This is a genomic window from Kaistella pullorum (genome assembly GCF_014837035.1).
Taxonomy (GTDB): Bacteria; Bacteroidota; Bacteroidia; order Flavobacteriales; family Weeksellaceae; genus Kaistella; species Kaistella rhinocerotis.
Window position 1 is genome coordinate 180,522 of the sequence record NZ_JACSPS010000001.1, and the last position, 14,972, is coordinate 195,493.

Sequence of the window (14,972 nt, forward strand, 5' to 3'; positions counted from 1 at the left end):
TCTTAATGAGTATTATCAATAGCTCGTGATTTCTTTCCCAATACTTTCAGTGCTTCCAGATACCTCGTTGCAAGAACCTGCCTGTCAAAGTTTTCCTTTGCAAAAAGAAAACCGTTCTCTCCCTCCATCTTCAGACGCTTTGGGTCCGACAGATACGCCCTGATAATTCGGTTAAATTCGTGCGCATTCTCGGGTTCTACATAGCTTCCGGCACGCGCGTCCTCAACCAGTTTTCTGGACACGCCGTCAATAGCCATGAGTATCGGTTTTTTACAGGAAAAATAATCGAACGTCTTATTCGAATATACGGTCTTGAAAGTATCAACTTTCTTCAGTACAGAAGCCCCCATTTCGGACGCGATAATATACTTGAAGACTTCGCTTTTCGCTACGGGATCCAGAAATTTGACATTTTTGACCTGCATTTGCGCAGCCCTCTGAATAAGTCCCTCTTTGGCCATGCCCTGACCGATTAACAGGAATAGCACGTTGGTATCTTCAAGAAGCTTTCCGGCCTCAAGAATCTGATCGAGGTGGTTCGCTACCCCATGGGCACCGACATAGGTAATGATGAACCGGCCGGTAAGGTCATGGTCTTCCCGGAATTGATCGCGGTCAAAATCTTTCAGTACAGCCTCCGAAAGCGTGAAGTCAGCTGCATTGGGGATCATGATGAGTTTATTCACCGGCACTCTCTTTTTATATTGAAGCGTCTGAAAAAAGGCAGGTGTCAGCACATTGATGAGTGAGGACTTTCTGTAGAGAAAATCTTCAAACGCATAGGCGAATTTGATCATCGCTTTATTGGTCAAAACACCGGTGTCTATTGCGGATTCCGGCCACAGGTCACGGACTTCAAATACCATGGGAATCTTTTTCAGTCTTGAAATGAGGTAACCGGAAAAACCTACAAATAAAGGTGGGGATGTAACAATGATAACGTCGTAATTACCCTTCACATAAAATATACCGGCCCATAAGGAGGAGAACATGAATGAAAAATAAGCCCAGAGACGACCTAGAAAGCCTTTGTTGTAAGCCTCAGAAACATGCGTTCTATGAACATTTACAGCACCCTGTTTTTTCTTTTTAAAATAGCGGCCTCTGTATTCGCGTCTTTTTTCATTTGAGGCATAGTGCATCATGCCTGCAATCACCGTAACTTCATGTCCTGCATCGGTCCATACTTTCGTAATTTCATTCCAGCGCGACCCACCGGAGTCGTCCTCTTCTAAAAAGTACTGATGAAGGAGTAATATTTTCATTGAGTGTTTAATTCTATTTTGGTTATGATTTTTTCCCGGAAAGTAAAACTTACCGCTTCCGCCTCTTCCATCTGCCCGTAATAATCAGATACGTAAGACCTTTCATATGCTGGAGTAATCATGATGTCTTTCTCAAACGCACTGAACTTTACCGCATTTTTATCCGCGGTGTGCCACAATTGTTTTTTGCTGTATTCCGGCAATTCTTTAAGCTGATCTTCCACAGTCCAGATGGGTGAAGTTTTAGAAATCAGCACACGTCGGAAGTGTGAAGCTTTAGGGTTTAAATAAGCGAATGCTGACACCTCACCTTCAAATACATAGTGGCTAGGTGTCTCCTTCCACTGGGCAGCTTTGGCCTGCGTCCAAAAATACCAGATAAAGCGGCTGCCTTTCAGCATCTGCGATTTCCCGTCGACCATCACGGTGTTGTGCGAGGCGGAGCCCATAAAGTAATCCAGCAGTTCCGGACTTGTATTGTACTGGTAGGTACCGCTGTCACGCAGGATATTTTGCCCTTTCACCCAGACATCAATGTGTAAATTATCGGCCTGCGCGGGGCGGTCTTTATGATTTCCACAACGTATCATCGTAAAATGGTCCGGGGTCCTGAGTAGATAAAAGCCTCCTGTCGGATACGAAAGTGTTCCCGATTTCTTAAGGAGCGGCGCCATATACTCAGCCTTTTGAGGCAGGTGATGAACCATCCAGAAAGCATCTTCAGTTAGGGCAGATTCAGTATAGATAGGCTTGCCGGTTAGAATTTGGCTCAGGGTATTCAGTTGGGGACGGTAATCGCGGTAGTCGGTATCCGACAGTGGAAAGAACCATGCGCCGTCATTAGACCCATAATTGGGCAGCCAGCCGTTTTCCTCCTGCAGGCATTGGTACAGAAAATCAAGTGATTTATATGCCTTACTGTACACCTTATCAGAGAATCTTTCCCCATCTATTTCTGAAAGCGCGAGGCCGAACGAAAACAGCTGGATCATCACGCGGTGATAGTTCATCGAAAACTGCAGAAAAGTACCGTCATCATAGATCTGGTAATCCACCTCCTCTTCAAACCACTTCTTACCTCTCTCCGACCATTTTTTAGTTTCCGGTATAAACGGGAAAAGAATGCAGCTTAAGGCGAGGGACATGGTCTCTGTAACGGCGTGGTTGTTACGGACAGCAATGCGCGAAAAATCGATATGATGATAGACATGGTGCAGCGTCCAGTAAATGACATTCTGTATTCTGGCCCAGCGCTCTTCCGTAAGGAACTCACTATTTTTGTAATAATGTAAGGCATAGCACCAGTTCATGATCCTTAACGAGGATTCCTGACTGCATCGCCAGTTGGGACCCTGATTTACCGGATTGCGGGCGATCCAGTCGTCAACTTGCGTAAAAACATATTCAGCATGGTCGGTCCCATTGTGATAATCATCCCTTATCAGCGTAAGCAGCCAGCTGAAGCGTGATCTTTCCCAAACATACTTGATGTCACCGGCTTCCTGGCTGATATCCGCAACTTCTGACCAGTGCACCTTACCGTCATAGCGGTGACCGGTCGTCGGATTGGTAAGCCAGTCATATTCTTTCCCAAGAGATTTCCATTCAGCACTGAAAAACAGCGTTTCGCCGTTAATAATCCTTTGGGCTTTTTCCTTTAAAGCTGGGTTAGTTTCCCGCGCAGCAGGATCCAAAGTTTCCCTTTCGCTTACCAAAAAGACAGACTCCTGCGTTCGCCACTCCCTTAAAGAAATAAAGAACCTGGGCTGAGGATTTGCAGGATGCCTCTTTTTTAAAAGTCCGGCTTTTTTCTCCAGCTCATGCTTTACCCGGTACGCGGTATATCGTGAACCCATATTGGTAAAAAGCTGGAGAGCAAGTTTAAGATTCAATGGTTATTTTATTTAATTTATTATAATTCTCCTATCGTTGTTCCGGTGCCTTCGGTGGCTGTGGCTCTCGAAGCCCTCGAAGTTCGGTAGCTGTGGCTCCCGGAGCTACTCTACATCCACCCAACCTCTGGTCTTCAGACTTTCAATCGCCGCGAACGACGCCCTCGTGGTGTTCACGATTTCATCAAACGGGATCAGTGCCTCACCGCCTTTCTGAATTCTTTCCACGAGCCTCGTAAACTGTGCTTTATGTCCTTTATCCAGTGAGGTTTTCAGTTTAGTGAAACCTTTTGTTCCGAACCCTTCCGTCAGACGGAAATTATCCATAACCAGGGTACGTTCCTGAGAGTATACCTCCACCCTTTCTTTTGAGTACGCTTTCGACCCGTTTGCAAAATAATTGATCACCCCCGTAGAACCGTTTTCATATTTCAGGAGGATCGTGGCATTGTCTGTATTCTCTTCAGGGTTTACGCCCATCGCGTTTATACAGACCGATTTTACTTTGCTTCCCGTAAGGTAAGTGATCAGGTCAATAAAATGGCAGGCCTCACCGACGATACGGCCTCCGCCTACTTTCATATCGTGTACCCAGACATTTGGGGGGATCGCTCCTGCATTCATCGTGGCAATAACGTTCATAGGTGCGTTTCCTACCACCTGCTTCATCTTTTCAGCATGCGGCGAAAAGCGTCGGTTAAACCCTACAGTAAGCGTTTTTCCGGACTGTTGATGGGCTGTGATAATCTGATTGAGTTCTTCACTGTTCAGTGCCAAAGGCTTTTCTACAAACACATTTTTACCGGCCTGAAGGGACTCAATCACCATCGGCGCATGGAGATTATGACGGGTGGTGATCAGCACGAGATCTACTTCACTGTCCGCCAGGATCTGTTTATAATCAGTAGTGGAATTGGCAATGCCGTACTTCTGGGCCATTGCTGTTCCGGACACGCCACCGTTACTCGCGATATATTTATAATGGGCACCGGAATCCTTCAGGGCAGGCAGCATCGTCATTTTGGTAAAATTTCCGGCACCCACAATGCCAAGAACTCCTTTGGAACCTGCGAAGCTTCCGCTTTTGAGCACCACATTCCGTGATGGGTTCAGTTGCGCAGCCTCATTATATTTTAGAATGGAGGCAATCGAACGGCTGCTGCCGATCTCACCATAAATCTTTTGGTACTCTTCCAATGGCACCACTTCCGTGACCATTTCCTTTACTTTGAGCTTGTCCGTGGCTATAGCCTGAAGGATCGTCTCAAAATTCCTTTTTTCGGTCCAGCGTACAAACGGTAAAGGATAGTCGATGCCTTTCTGCTCATAGTCTTCGTCGTATCTTCCCGGACCATAGGAACAGGATACCTGGAATGTCAGTTCTTTTTCGTAGAACTCTGCACGGCTGATGTCAAGACCTACTACACCTACAAGAATAATGCGACCTCTTTTACGGCTCATTCTCGCGGCCTGTGAAATAATATCGTTGTTCTTGGCAGAAGCCGTAATAATAACGCCATCGGCACCCACACCATCTGTCACATCTTCTACGAACTTGACCACATCGCCCTGCATGGGGTTAAAAGGGATTATTCCCCATGATTCGGCCATCGCCAGCTTCGCAGGGTCGATATCGGTCCCGATTACCCTGCAACCATTGGCTGCCAGCAACTGTGCTGTGATCAGTCCGATAAGGCCAAGGCCCACCACCACTACGGTTTCACCAAGGGTTGGATTCAACAGGCGGATGCCCTGCAGACCAATCGAACCGATCACGGTAAACGCAGCTTCTTCATCTGAAACCCCATCAGGAATATGTGCCACCAGATTTTTCGGCACGCAGACAAATTCCGCGTGCTGGCCGTTCGATGCCACACGGTCGCCGACTTTAAAATCGTTCACGCCTTCGCCAACCGCGATCACCTTTCCTACGTTACAGTAACCTAGTGGCAGAGGCTCACCAAGCTTGTTAAAAACCGCTTCAAGAGTGGGCATCAGGCCTTCGGTTTTCACCTTATCAAGGACCTGCTTCACCTTATCCGGCTGCTGTCTGGCTTTCGAAATTAAGTTCGATTTTCCGAATTCGACTAGCATTCTTTCGGTACCTAAAGAAACAAGGGAATGCGTGGTCTGAATAAGCACCGCCCCTCTTCTCACCTGTGGTGCCGGAACTTCTTCTAATATGGTTTCGCCTGTTTTAAAGGACTGGATGATTTGTTTCATTTATTTAATATCAGAAATTACAAATTTAAGTTTACCTGAGTTGGTCTTTGGGATTTCGGTCATAAATTCTAGTTTAATATCAACCTCTTGACCGAGCCTTTCACGTGCTTCCTTTAGAATAATGTCATTATGCAAATTCTCGTCATATGTTTTGCCTTTAACTAAACGAAGAACAATCTTACTTATAGCAGGCTGATAGATCTGTGCTTCCTTTAAATAATTAGCATCCTTAAAAATATGATCAAGGCGCCCCAATTTAACACCACTTGGGAGAGTTACGAAATCTTCATTTCTCCCGTCAATGGATATAACCTTGAAATCTCGGTTGTGGAAATGCCCTGTTACTAAGTCATTAGTGTCATATCTAATAAGGGGGAAGCTTCTATTATTATAATTTGTACCAATCAAGCGATAAACGTCGGGAGAAATTTGAGAGGGAATAAATTCCATATATGCGAAATCCAAATCACATTCAAAAGATCCATTTGGAAGTTCCGAAATATTGGCAACTCCCTCTGCAAGACCGTAATGTTGAATAGGATTAACTCCGAATACAGCACGGATCTTTTCCTTTTGATGTTCTAATAAGTTTTCTGCCCCAAGCGTTATGTATTGTATTTGCTTTGAAGGCGATAGATCTGCCTCAAGAATTAACTCTGCAAAATAAGCCAACTGTGAGGGATAACCGTGAAGCCACCGTATTCTTGATGTTAGTAATTTATTATAATAGTCTGCAACTGTACTCCTATTAAGATGATGAGCGCTAAACATTAATTGCTTCATAAAGTAGTTATTACGCCAATATGGAGGCTTCTTTTGGTCGATAGGAACAATAGATCTCCCGCCAAACCAGCCCATCATTTCATTCTGCCCAATCCCAAACCGCTTTCGATATCTCCACCAGATTGCCCATTGTCGATTTTCCATCTCTGCAGTTTGCTGGAATATTAAACCAGCACCTGTAGTGCCACTGGTATTTACTTTAGAAATTTTAGAAGCAATCGAATTTATTTTGATATTCTCCGCATTTTCTATCACTTCATTCTTTGTTAATATTGGTAATTTAGATATTTCGTTTAATATGTCCTCTGATTCCAAATTAACTTCGAATTCTTTAAAACGTTTTCTCCAAAACTTACTTTGTTGCGCTGTAACCAGAAATTCGTGTAGACGTCGCACATCAATTTGTTGCGGATTACTAGCAATGTAGTATTCAAGTTCCTTGGTGAAGCCTTTACCAAATCGGCGTTTATGCGTGAGATAACCTTGAATATTTAGGAGAATATTCTGAATAAAAACAGGTGATTTCGAATAATAGGATGGTAAACTCATGGTGGAACTATATGGCTAAAATATTATTTATATATGCATTTGTAGCATCAGTTTTGTGAATAATTTTCGCGGGATTGCCAATCACGACAGAATCATCAGGTACGTCAAAGTTCACGTATGCATTTGGAGCAACTAAAACATTTTTTCCTATCCTGATACCGCCAACTATCACCGCTCCAGTTCCTACCCAAACCCGTTCAGATAATTTTGGAGCTCCCTTCTTATAACCATTTGAAATTTGACCTAATGTAACGCCATGACCAATATTGCAGAAATTTCCGATCACACAATTTCCATTTATCACTACGTAGCCAAAGCGACCGATTAGGAAGCCATGACCAATCTCCGTCTTAAGGGGGATTTGAAAGCCAAATCTATAGCTTGATAGCCACAAAATAAACCGATAAATAAATCTGAATATGGGGTTAGTGGTCTCCTTTGCCTTTTTCCACAAAAACTTAAATGCAAAACCAGGCAACTTAAACCCATGCCACAATGAAGTAAGTTTCCCGTACCGATATAAATCGTGTATTATAGCATTACTCATTAATTTAAATTATTTATTCAATAAGAATTAAATAGACTGATATATATATCCTTGATTGCGTCGTAATTGTCCTTTATTTCATTAATCGGTGAATTATAACAATTAATATTTTTAAAAATATCTGCAAGTTCTTCTACATTCTCAAAGACAATGGTCCCAGCGGGTCGGTCCACAACATTTGTAGCAAAAACTGGAACTTTATAATAAAGACTTTCTTTAACTGATAAAGAATCACCATCCATAGTAGTGGCCCTGATAAAAGCATCAGAATATTTTATAATGTTCACAAATTCATGTTTTTCGCTAATCAGTAACACATTATCCGGAATGTCCACACCTTTTTCATTAAAGTAATCTTTATACGTGGCCGATGAATCAGAAAAGATAAGTCCCCACTGAGGATGATTCCTAAAAAACCGCAATAATTCTGTGCCCATATAAATTTCCTTTCCAAACTCATCAAGAACATAGCTGCTGGCATTTGTACAAAAAGTAAGTTCATAATTGCTACTAAAATTAGTTACCTGGTTCATAACCTGTTGTCGTAAAGGCTTGATTTTATTTTCAGAAGGTGGAATAAAAGCGCCACCAAGGACCACATTGGTAATACCTACCTTTTTAGCATTATTAATTGAAAACAAGTTAAGAACAATTGATTTGGTAGAGTGCAAAAGAGCATAAATATCCCTTTTATCTTCAAAGTCATACTGACCGTGAAAGGTAGTGATGGATTTCTTTCCAAAGAATTTCAGGAGCCGTACGAGTTGTTTGCGCACGGTTTTATTACTTAGATGAATATGAATAAGATCAGCACAATACAACTTCCAAAAAAAGTTGAGGGGATTTTTATCCCGAGAATAGTCGTATATTTCACAATATATAGTATCGTCTGTGCTGCATCGATCAATTAAACGTTGGACGTGCACTGAAACTCCCCCGATTGGAGGAGGCAAAACAGCAAACTGTAAAATACGTATTTTCTTCATCACTTTCTATTGTATCAGTTCTAAGTACTTCTCATAGATTTTATTCTTATCGAATAGAGTTATTGCTTTTTTTCTGTTTTCCAGCCCGATATTTTCTAGTTGCGCAGGCGTATAGTCATGAATAAGTGTTTTTAAAATGTACACCAATTCCTCTGGCCTATATGGATTAAATGTAAACTCCATACAGTGGGATAATAATTTCGGAACATCAGATACAGCAGATGCGACAACTACCTTCCCGGCTGCCATACCCTCACAAACAATATTAGGTAAACCCTCCGTTGTACTATATAGACCTACTATATTGTAATCTTTAATCTTAACCTCTAAATCCGTAACAGGAGGATAAAAAGAGATTATTTCTTGTAAGGAGTAATTGTTAATAAGTTGCAAGTTTTGGTGATAGCTGTTGTCATCAGACTGTTTACCATACCAATCAATTTTAACATGCTGCCGTTCCTCGGGCGTCAGCATGTTCACAGCTTCTATAAGGATTCTTGCATTTTTTAGCTGCCGATGCGTCGCAGCCGACATTACCCTAATTTTTGGCGTACCAGTACTTCCATATGATGGTGTCCATTTTTCAAGATCCAACATATTATAAATTACCCTCTGATTCTTTATTGAGGGTTTTATATGTTCAATAATTGCTTTCGCAGAATACGAATTAGAAACTACATAATTAGCGAACCTGTGAAAATATTTCAATAATCTTCTCTTTCTATTTGTTAGTATGTTATTGTCAGCACTTCTCTCCCCAACGATTATTTTATGTCTTCTGAATGGAAATGAAGTTAACTCATTGATAAAATTGGGAACATCCAGGAATGATATAACACAATCGTAATCACCACTTCTTATGTAAGACCAGCAAGCAATTATTCTTTGCAAATAGCTTCGAGTCTTGAGTATTTTTATAGGTATTTTAACTTCAATTAAGTCCTTCTCGAAAAACATTGATTCATGATAAATCAAGAATTCGCAATGGTGTCCATATTGCTTAAAGGTCTTTGCAACCTCCACGATCTGTCTTTGAGCACCTCCTGAACCCAAACTATCAATAAAAAAAAGTATTTTGTAACTCATATGTAGTTAAACTTACGTTGATACCCGGCACTAATAACAGCGAGGCACAACGCCAAAATAATATTGTTGATTTTAAATTCATACACGCCGGTTTTAGTTAAACCATTTATGATAATAACTAACATTAAGCACAAAAGAGTGGGGTCTCTAAAAATTTTTGCATGAAGAAATAACTTCTGTTGAACTAATACCAGAAAAAGCACGAAATAAAGTAATACAAATGCGCCAGCATTCCCCCACAACGCCAGATAGGCATTGTGTACTCCTCCAACACCATCCATATGTTGCATGATTCCGATACCATTACCTATGAAAGGATTTTGTGCAATCAATTCAAAGCCTTCCTCTGCCAAACCTATGCGTCCCCCTGTAGCAGTATCATCAAAATCTCCCTCAGTGAGAGAGAGTGTTGCGTCCATCCTCTTCTGGGCGGATACATCAAGAGAATTGTAATATTTTGGTGCAAAGAAAAGAAGCCCTAGCACAACAAGAAAGGCACTAGCGATGCTCTTTATATTTAATTTCATAAATATTAGCCATTTCAGTAATGCAACTATTATTAATGCCAAAAAAATTGATCGGGAAAAGGCAAGTACCAAAGAAACAAAGGAAATCAGCAATGCAATATATAACAGGATCTTATAAATGATCTTATCTCTTGATTTGTCAAGGAAGTGCCAACAAAAAATTATTGAAAAAAGGGCTTGAGCAGCCATTTCATTAGGATTCGCAAAAATACCAGAAAATCTTGTTTCAGTTCGGTATCTGGTAATATTTTCAGTAACTCCTAAGATATATAAAATGTAACTCACCACAACAGATGCAATTATACTGTAACCAACGACCGTCATAGGATCAAATCTACCATTACTAATAGCAGACCTAAATCCCAGAAAAACTGCCAGTACCAACAAGTATGATTTTAGAATATCAAATATGGTTTGCATTGATTTAGAACCGTAATTCTCATGATAAAGCAAAGAAAATGATCCAACTGCTAAATTTAAAAAAACAAAAATGGTATACATTTCCATCAACCCGGAGAATTTCCAGACTTTTGCCGAAATGATTAAAAAGAAAGTAAGCAGAAGTATAATTCCTGATACAAAACCAGTGTTACCCGTAAAGAGATATATAATGCCGTTCACATTGAACATCACAATAATTACGAGGATGTTTAACAAGTTGGTATAAATATCTTTACTTAAGAACTTCATCAATTAATTTTTTAAACTGAAAATCTCGGGAATATTCCAATACTATGGACAAGTCATCATTAAACCTAAACTGTTCCAGATACAAATTCACATTTTCATCACCATTTAAAATTAGTACTTTATCTAATTTTGAACTTTTATTATTTAAAGATTCGCAAATATGAAATAGTTCATTTTTAAGTCCTCCATTCCACAACAGTATTGGCTTATTAACACCTAAATATTCGTAGAACTTACCCGGTATAATTCCGCCTGATTGTCCGTGCCAATTTAATAAAAGAAGAAAATTAGCTTTACGCTGCAGCCATAAGGCCGTGCTATGACTAACTTTATTTAAAACAAACAAGTTTTCGTTATTGAGACCATGATGATTTATAATACTCCGTATTTCATTAGCCGACCCTCCCACATACAAGAAAATGAACTTACTACTTAAATCCCGATCCTTTGAGAAATGTAACAAAAATTCTTCTATTTTTTGATTTCCCTTAAATACTAATCCCGTGTAAAGGATGATTTTGCGTTTCTCATTTTCTATCAACCGCTGTATATCACTGTCAACGGGACCTGTAAGGTTTGCGAGCTGAAAACCGTTTCTCACCAAAGCTACTTCTTTATTATACAGTTTTTCAAAATCTCTCTGCCAAGTCTCAGTAACCGTAATTAATTTCTCAGCCTTTCTAAATATAAATTTGGAAAGATTCCTGTCTAGAAAAGATATAAAAAAGTTTCTTTTTTGTACATGATTATTTACCCATGGGTCTCGCAGTTCCGCATACCATTTAATTTTAAGTCTTTTCGAAAAATGATATGCAGGAAAATGAGAAGAATAAGGATATGAAGAAGAGATAATAATGTCCGGGGCAAAAGCACGAATATCATCTTCTGCTGACTTTATTACACGATATGCCCATAACCAATATGGATCAGGATATGATATTGATTGTAGAACAGACCTAAGAAATTTTCGGAAAATTCGAAAAGGTTTAAATCTTTCGGAAACCACCAATGTTTTTGAGTTTTCTCTTTTACTATAGAAGTTATTTGTTATCGTTTGCAGATTAGATAAATTCAAGTAACTGTAGTACTTTATATTATTATCCTCTGTAAAATTTTCATTTGAGTGCTTTCCAGCATATGCGGTAATTACCTTATAGTCTATACCTCGGGATTTTAGATAACGTACAAGCGCGATAGTCCGGTTACTACCAATTGATTCAAAAGGTTCGTAGCGAACCGTAAAAAGCAGTACTTTCATAGGTATTTTTTAATTTCTTCTATTGCTGGCAGCGACCCACTTATCAACGACCTATTATAATAGCTCATTTTGCTGGAATGAAAATCAAAAGTTTTGTATTCAAAGGTTGATAAATATTTCCTAAGATCTTCCAGCGTTTTTACTTCATCTATAAACAAATTTTTTACATATCCATAATAATCATATTTAGCATAATTATCATGTAACATATAATATAGTGATCTACATCCGAGACTGTTCGCTTCTACGTGAATCGAAGAATCAGATGCAATCAAAAAATCCACTTCATTTATAAAATCAGTTAAGGTATAGTTGTTACCATTAATCACTTCATTTTCCGAAAATTGAAAAATCCGCACATCTGAAGGGTGTTTTCTTAAAGTTATGGTATAATTCTTTGAAACTAAAAATGCAATAAGCTTGTCAACTTTTTCCAGAGAGTCATTTTGATTTACTGCAATACCTATATTTCTAATTTCACTCCTATTCCTTGCGATTTTTTGAGCATTCTCGAGACGTGGAATTCCAATAAGTTCTATACGCGTTTGAGCCGAAATTCCGATATTACTATAAATATCAAGTGAATACTGGCTTTCTAATAATGCATAATCAAAGATCAAGGGAGGGAAATATTTGCTCACAGAGCCATGCTGAATATAAACCGTTTTCACACCCAACTCTTTTGCAGCTAATAACATAGATCGGATTTCCGGCACATGGTCGTTGGCAAACACAATACGCCTTGGGCGTTGAACTTTTAATAATTTCTTAAACATGCGCTTTATTCCAAAAGCTTTATGTAAATGGACAAGGTTTTCGCGATTTACCTTAGACAGTAAAATAACAGGAAGAAAAAAAAGAAAAAGAATGCTGTAAAAGAATTTATTTACAAATATGTAATGCGCAATATTGTCGAGTTTTGAACCAGTCGTAGTAAACTTACAGAATAATACAGTGTCGCTGTAATGTTCTAGAAAATTTAGTGCATTTACATTGTTCTTAGAATTTACTGCACAGATTATCTTATTATCAAAATCAATCTTACTGTTATCTATCCATAAATTCGAAAACTCTTTTCTTATTGCAACCAGCACCATAAATATTCTGTGAATAATATTTCGTCCGATTATGCTTTTTTTGCGATCGGGAGAAAGTGTATCCAAATATCCCTTTCTATATAAGTAATTAGCCTCAATCGCGTCATTTAATAAACCCATTTAGTGAAATTTCTTTTCTTTAAGTAATTTATTATAATGCTCCACATTTCTTTCCTTAAAAATTTTTGCAGGATGTCCCCCTGCTATAGCATAATCCGGAATGTTACTTACAACTACACTTCCTGCTTGGATAATTACCCCATTACCAATACTGACACCTCCAATAATTGTAACGTCATCACCAAACCAAACGTTATCGCCAATCACGGTGTTTTTGGGAATAATTTTATCATCGTAAGGTAGAGCATCGCCTTCATAATTATGAATCTGTGTTAAAATTTTACAGCCGACACCACTGTGAAAATTATCACCAATAATCACCTCTCCTTTACCCCCAATTGTCATTCCGTTGAAACTAACATTTTTCCCTAGTTCCGTATATTTAGACACATAAGTAGGTCCGTTAACCCTTAATGGAGCAGTAAATTTTCTGCAATTATTCTCCACTTGCTTTTTATAGTAAATGGCTTGTTTCTTTCTAATTTTTGCTTTTAAAAAAAAAAACCCTTTAAAAACGATATACCAAATTTTATCCATTTTTTCTTTTATTGATTAACTTCTTGGTTAAAAACACACCGACGAACAATAATCCTAGACTAATCGCAAATTTAAAAATCAAAGTAAGTTCTACTGCGAAGTATGCCGATACTGTTAAGACAAGTGTAGCTACTAGCCATGCAAGCGGGTAAAATGGAACATCCACAACCTTAAATTCTTTAAGAAAATATCCAGAATACCCCATATACAAAAAGGAAATATAGGTACTAAAAACCGCCGCCCATATCCCCCAAACCGGAATGAGAGAAAAGTTTAGAACAACGCACAGTAAGGAAGCTATGAAGGTTACATAAAGTAGTTTTTTTGTCTTTTCACCATAAATTAAAACATTCACAGAACCAAAATACATAGGGCGGTAATTTACCGCCATAATCAAAATAATTGCTATGGGATAAGTGGTCGCGAGTTCCTTATTTTTAACTAAAATTGAAAAAATTTCTTTTAGCCAAAGGGAAGCTAAGAACGTAAGCGTAAAAAACAGCAGTTGCATTACAAATATAATTTCCCGTACTTTTCGGTAATTGTTAGACTTATAGTAGATATTAAACAGGGGCCGGACTGCCTGACCTAAAGCATTGCCTAATTGACCAAATAAGCCACCGAAAGTCGCCGCAAAATTATATCCTCCAATCTCGCCTGTGCTCACATTCATTGCACTTAACATTGCTTTGTCACTGGTCTGAATAATATAGCTGGAATAATAATGCGGTACTGTTGGAAGAGATATTGATAGATTTCTTTTCATTTGTTTCCACTTAAAATTAAAAATGGGTGTTAACTTATATTTGATGTTGACTGGATACCAAAAAGAAATATTGGTTAATAATCCGACAATACAACTAGACCAGAACCACCCCATATAACCCATTTTCAGATAAGAAATGGTATATAAATTCAATACAATAGTTAGCACACCAAAAATCACCGTACGAACAGCAATTTCCATCGGTTTCTCTTTCATTTGGAAATACACTCTCCCTATTAACTGCGTAGGACCGAAAAAGACAATTGGTAAAAGATTTAAAGCTATAATTATCCAGACATTTTTGAAGGCCTCCGGAGGTACAATCCAATAAATTAAAGCTGCTGCAATAACTGCATAACCCAAGTTCCAGAGGGTTAAAAACCCATAAATGGAACGCCACATCCATTTAAACTGGTGTGGCATTTTGGTAAAGGAATTATACAAAATCATATTTAGTCCTAAATCCTTCAACACTTCTATCGCAGCTACATAAGCTAAAATAACCCCATAAATACCATAATCTAATGTTGTTAAATCCTTAGTAATGATCGGAAGTATGAAAAGCCCCAATATTCTTGGCAGATAAGGGGATAATCCATAAATTAAGGTATGTGACGCTAGCTTTTTGTACATTATTTAATCAGAA

At 38.9% G+C, this 14,972-nt stretch carries 12 protein-coding genes; all 12 read right to left on the minus strand.

Features of this window, described 5'->3' with window-relative positions; translation table 11 throughout:
• Positions 1-2 precede the first annotated feature (2 nt).
• The 12 genes from H9628_RS00865 to H9628_RS00920 all read right to left on the minus strand — a co-directional run bounded on the left by H9628_RS00865 (position 3) and on the right by H9628_RS00920 (position 14,959).
• Complete coding sequence (locus tag H9628_RS00865; protein WP_251832229.1) at positions 3-1,265, minus strand: glycosyltransferase family 4 protein; 1,263 nt, start codon at positions 1,263-1,265, stop codon at positions 3-5.
• Positions 1,262-3,157, minus strand: a complete 1,896-nt coding sequence (locus tag H9628_RS00870) for an alginate lyase family protein (RefSeq protein WP_251832230.1) — start codon at positions 3,155-3,157, stop codon at positions 1,262-1,264. Before H9628_RS00870 ends, H9628_RS00865 begins: the two co-directional genes overlap by 4 nt.
• Before the next feature lie 105 nt (positions 3,158-3,262).
• Entirely contained in the window at positions 3,263-5,380 is a 2,118-nt protein-coding gene (locus H9628_RS00875) for a bi-domain-containing oxidoreductase (protein WP_251832231.1), read from the minus strand.
• The gene (locus tag H9628_RS00880; RefSeq protein WP_251832232.1) at positions 5,381-6,712 is read right to left on the minus strand and encodes a phenylacetate--CoA ligase family protein; all 1,332 of its coding nucleotides are present in this window, start codon (positions 6,710-6,712) and stop codon (positions 5,381-5,383) included.
• A gap of 7 nt (positions 6,713-6,719) precedes the next feature.
• Positions 6,720-7,259 carry a serine O-acetyltransferase gene (locus H9628_RS00885; RefSeq protein ID WP_251832233.1) on the minus strand — a complete coding sequence of 180 codons (540 nt, stop codon included), beginning with the start codon at positions 7,257-7,259 and terminating at the stop codon, positions 6,720-6,722.
• Between the two features lie 17 nt (positions 7,260-7,276).
• Positions 7,277-8,245 (minus strand): hypothetical protein, encoded by a 969-nt coding sequence (locus tag H9628_RS00890; RefSeq protein WP_251832234.1) that lies wholly within the window; start codon positions 8,243-8,245, stop codon positions 7,277-7,279.
• A gap of 6 nt (positions 8,246-8,251) precedes the next feature.
• Positions 8,252-9,331 carry a glycosyltransferase gene (locus H9628_RS00895; protein WP_251832235.1) on the minus strand — a complete coding sequence of 360 codons (1,080 nt, stop codon included), beginning with the start codon at positions 9,329-9,331 and terminating at the stop codon, positions 8,252-8,254.
• Positions 9,328-10,548 carry an O-antigen ligase family protein gene (locus tag H9628_RS00900; RefSeq protein WP_251832236.1) on the minus strand — a complete coding sequence of 407 codons (1,221 nt, stop codon included), beginning with the start codon at positions 10,546-10,548 and terminating at the stop codon, positions 9,328-9,330. Before H9628_RS00900 ends, H9628_RS00895 begins: the two co-directional genes overlap by 4 nt.
• Positions 10,532-11,806, minus strand: coding sequence for a glycosyltransferase (locus H9628_RS00905; RefSeq protein ID WP_251832237.1), 1,275 nt, complete (start codon positions 11,804-11,806; stop codon positions 10,532-10,534). Before H9628_RS00905 ends, H9628_RS00900 begins: the two co-directional genes overlap by 17 nt.
• Positions 11,803-13,023 (minus strand): hypothetical protein, encoded by a 1,221-nt coding sequence (locus tag H9628_RS00910; RefSeq protein ID WP_251832238.1) that lies wholly within the window; start codon positions 13,021-13,023, stop codon positions 11,803-11,805. Before H9628_RS00910 ends, H9628_RS00905 begins: the two co-directional genes overlap by 4 nt.
• Positions 13,024-13,560, minus strand: coding sequence for an acyltransferase (locus H9628_RS00915; RefSeq protein WP_251832239.1), 537 nt, complete (start codon positions 13,558-13,560; stop codon positions 13,024-13,026).
• Positions 13,553-14,959 carry a lipopolysaccharide biosynthesis protein gene (locus H9628_RS00920; protein ID WP_251832240.1) on the minus strand — a complete coding sequence of 469 codons (1,407 nt, stop codon included), beginning with the start codon at positions 14,957-14,959 and terminating at the stop codon, positions 13,553-13,555. The genes H9628_RS00915 and H9628_RS00920 overlap by 8 nt, the downstream gene beginning before the upstream one ends.
• Positions 14,960-14,972 lie beyond the last annotated feature (13 nt).

Excerpts from the sequence above, each read along its gene's own strand:
- H9628_RS00865 (WP_251832229.1), bottom strand. The coding sequence starts at position 1,265 with ATGAAAATATTACTCCTTCATCAGTACTTTTTAGAAGAGGACGACTCC.
- H9628_RS00875 (WP_251832231.1), bottom strand. The coding sequence starts at position 5,380 with ATGAAACAAATCATCCAGTCCTTTAAAACAGGCGAAACCATATTAGAA.
- H9628_RS00880 (WP_251832232.1), bottom strand. The coding sequence starts at position 6,712 with ATGAGTTTACCATCCTATTATTCGAAATCACCTGTTTTTATTCAGAAT.
- H9628_RS00885 (WP_251832233.1), bottom strand. The coding sequence starts at position 7,259 with ATGAGTAATGCTATAATACACGATTTATATCGGTACGGGAAACTTACT.
- H9628_RS00890 (WP_251832234.1), bottom strand. The coding sequence starts at position 8,245 with ATGAAGAAAATACGTATTTTACAGTTTGCTGTTTTGCCTCCTCCAATC.
- H9628_RS00895 (WP_251832235.1), bottom strand. The coding sequence starts at position 9,331 with ATGAGTTACAAAATACTTTTTTTTATTGATAGTTTGGGTTCAGGAGGT.
- H9628_RS00900 (WP_251832236.1), bottom strand. The coding sequence starts at position 10,548 with ATGAAGTTCTTAAGTAAAGATATTTATACCAACTTGTTAAACATCCTC.
- H9628_RS00905 (WP_251832237.1), bottom strand. The coding sequence starts at position 11,806 with ATGAAAGTACTGCTTTTTACGGTTCGCTACGAACCTTTTGAATCAATT.
- H9628_RS00910 (WP_251832238.1), bottom strand. The coding sequence starts at position 13,023 with ATGGGTTTATTAAATGACGCGATTGAGGCTAATTACTTATATAGAAAG.
- H9628_RS00915 (WP_251832239.1), bottom strand. The coding sequence starts at position 13,560 with ATGGATAAAATTTGGTATATCGTTTTTAAAGGGTTTTTTTTTTTAAAA.
- H9628_RS00920 (WP_251832240.1), bottom strand. The coding sequence starts at position 14,959 with ATGTACAAAAAGCTAGCGTCACATACCTTAATTTATGGATTATCCCCT.